General features: G+C 71.3%; 3 protein-coding genes and 1 pseudogene. 2 read left to right on the top strand and 2 right to left on the bottom strand.

From position 1 onward, the window contains the following. Nucleotides 1–409, bottom strand: a pseudogene (locus FV222_RS23170) (heparinase); the annotation flags it as partial. A gap of 105 nt (nucleotides 410–514) precedes the next feature. On the opposite strand from FV222_RS23170, the gene FV222_RS23165 reads away from it, so the two are divergent. After that, nucleotides 515–841: an amino acid transporter protein gene (locus FV222_RS23165; RefSeq protein WP_246685617.1), complete on the top strand. Its 327-nt coding sequence runs from the start codon at nucleotides 515–517 to the stop codon at nucleotides 839–841. A 289-nt stretch (nucleotides 842–1,130) separates the two neighbouring features. Beyond that, entirely contained in the window at nucleotides 1,131–1,358 is a 228-nt protein-coding gene (locus FV222_RS23160; RefSeq protein ID WP_147765107.1) for a hypothetical protein, read from the top strand. A gap of 3 nt (nucleotides 1,359–1,361) precedes the next feature. On the opposite strand, the gene FV222_RS23155 is transcribed toward FV222_RS23160, so the two are convergent. Further along, complete coding sequence (locus FV222_RS23155; protein ID WP_246685616.1) at nucleotides 1,362–2,267, bottom strand: metal ABC transporter substrate-binding protein; 906 nt, start codon at nucleotides 2,265–2,267, stop codon at nucleotides 1,362–1,364. Between the last annotated feature and the right edge of the window lie 197 nt (nucleotides 2,268–2,464).

The raw sequence follows: 2,464 nt of genomic DNA, 5'->3' as shown, positions 1-2,464 counted from the left end.
CGCCCGCGAGCACCAGGGCGGCGTCGCCGCGCCCGGCGATGAAGTCGGCCACGAAGGCGCGGGCGTTGGAGCGGGCGAGCGCGGTGTCGGCGGCGCGCAGGTGTCGGAGCCAGCCGAAGCCGTAGAGCACGTCGGCCCATTCCGGCGAGGGCGGGGTGTAGTCGAACGGCGAGCCGCCGCTCACCGCCAGCGAGCGCCCGGCGAAGACGAACAGCCCGGCATAGATGTCGTCGGCGAAGGTGGCGTCGGAGGTGCGCAGGTCGTGCGGCGCGATGACCAGGCCGGTGACGCGGACGCGGGCGAGGATGTCCGGCGGCGCGGAGAGACGCGCCGAGGCGGCGCGCGCGGTCCGCGCGACCTCGCGCCCGACCAGCCGATACAAGCGCCAGCGATCAGCCCCCCAACGCACGTCGGTCCCCCGAAGGCCGGCGCGCGGAGATCGGCGCCGGTCACTCTCACGATCAAGCTAGAGCGGGCGTCTTAACCATCGGTTTACGATCTGTCATGGGTCGACATGACCGGCGCCGCGGCGTCGGCGGACCGTTTCTCCCTGCCGGGTTGCCCGCTATGCCGCCTGATGGCCACTGAATCCGAGGCTCCGCGAGACGCGCCCGATCGGGCCAAGCTCGTCGCCAACGAGAGCGCCAAGCTGACCGCGACCTACGTGAACGGCGTCGCCATCGCGATTCTGGCCGTCGGCGGCCTCGCGCCCGTCTTCTCGGGGCGACTCGCCGGCATCGACTTCGGAGCCGCGCTCCTGGGCGCCAACCTCCTCCTTTGCGCGACGACGAGTGCGGCCCTACATTGGCTGGGACGCAGGATTCTCAGGACCCTCCGATGAGCGATCCGCACGTTCTCTTGATGTTCGCCTTCCCGATCTGTGGCCTCATGCTCGGCCTCTGGGCGTTCTGGCTGACGCGGCGCGCGCACGACTAGACGGGCCGCAGGACGAAGCTGTTCGTCGCCGGCGCCGGCCGCCTTCTGTGTGAAAACCGAGGAAAGCGGGGACAACCAGGCCGATTCGCCGGTTCGTTGCCGGCAAAGCCTTGAACGGCCTAAGCCGTTTACCCGTCGAGCTTTTTTCTCGCGTATCCAGGATGGCATCCAGCACCTGCCGGGGGGCGGCGTCGATGCAGTTCGATATCACCGAGGATACGACCGGCCTGTGGCTCTGGACGCTGGTCGACGACCGCAACGGGCCCGTCGTGTGCTCGCCCGTGCGGTTCCGGACCCAGGTCCAGGCCTATGCCGACGTCGCCGCGTTCAAGGCGATGGTGTCGGGCGCCGGCGTGCTGGTCGGGAACGGCCCTAAGCGCCGCAGCGCCGGCGACGGCGGCGGGCAGCTCGGCCTGCTCTGAGGGTTACGAAGGCGAAAGCGCGGCGCTGAACGCGCGCAGGTTGCTCCGCATCATGTCGAGATAGGTCGAGGCGGGCCCGCCCGGCCCGGAGAGCGCGTCGGAATAGACCTTGTCGCCGATCCGCGCGCCGCTTTCGCGGGCGACCTGCTGCATCAGGCGCGGGTCGGCGATGGTCTCGATGAACACCGCCGGGACCTTGTCCTGCCGGACCTGGCGGATGATCCGGGCGACGTCCTGCGGGCTCGCCTCGCTGTCGGTCGAGACCCCTTGCGGCGCCAGGAAGGTCAGGCCGTAGGCGGCGCTGAAGTAGCCGAAGGCGTCGTGCGTGGTGATGACCTTGCGGTGGTCGGCGGGAATCCGGGCGAGCGCGGCGCGGATCTCGGCGTCGAGCGCGTCGAGCCTGGCGAGGTAGGCCTCGGCGTTGCGGAGGTAGTCGGCGGCGTGGCCGGGATCGGCCTTCGCCAGCCCGTCGCGGATGTTGGCGACGTAGACCTTCGCGTTGGGAACGCTCTGCCAGGCATGCGGGTCGGCGTCCGCACCCGCCGCGTCGCGGCCGCCCTCGCCGTGGCGATGGTCGTGGCGGCCGGGGATCGTGGCGACGCCGGCCGAGGCGACGACCACGGGGGCCTTCGAGCCCGAGGCGCGGATCAGCCGGTCGATCCAGCCTTCGAAGCCGAGGCCGTTGACGAAGACGATGCCGGCGGCGGCCAGCGTCCGCGAATCGCCCGGCGCCGGGCTGTAGCCGTGGGCGTCGGCATCGGGTCCGACCAGCGTCGTCACCGCGACTGCGTCGCCGCCGACCTGCCGCACGAGGTCGCCGAGGATCGAAAAGGTCGCCACCGCCCGCAGGCGCTCCGCCGCGGAGGCCGGGAGCGCGCCGCCGGCCAAGCTCAGCGCCAAGGCCGACATACGCGCGAAACCTCGCCAGGCTGCAATCCAGGTCCTCATCGTGGTCACGCTCCTCAAGCCGGTCGTGCCTGCTGATAGTGTCATACTGTTACATCGCCAAGCCGCCGGGCGGGACAGACCGGCGAAACACGGACGCGGTCAGGTCCGCACGGAGGCGGCCCGACCGACGAGCCGGCCCCCGCGACGCCCGCCGAGGC

This window comes from Methylobacterium sp. WL103, from assembly GCF_008039885.1.
GTDB classification, from domain to species: Bacteria; Pseudomonadota; Alphaproteobacteria; order Rhizobiales; family Beijerinckiaceae; genus Methylobacterium; species Methylobacterium cerastii.
The sequence above is the reverse complement of the archived record's forward strand: the minus strand, read 5'-3'. Positions and strand labels throughout refer to the sequence as shown.

Bases quoted from the DNA above. Each gene is read 5' to 3' on its own strand.
- FV222_RS23165 (WP_246685617.1), top strand. From the start codon at position 515: ATGACCGGCGCCGCGGCGTCGGCGGACCGTTTCTCCCTGCCGGGTTGC.
- FV222_RS23160 (WP_147765107.1), top strand. From the start codon at position 1,131: ATGCAGTTCGATATCACCGAGGATACGACCGGCCTGTGGCTCTGGACG.
- FV222_RS23155 (WP_246685616.1), bottom strand. From the start codon at position 2,267: ATGTCGGCCTTGGCGCTGAGCTTGGCCGGCGGCGCGCTCCCGGCCTCC.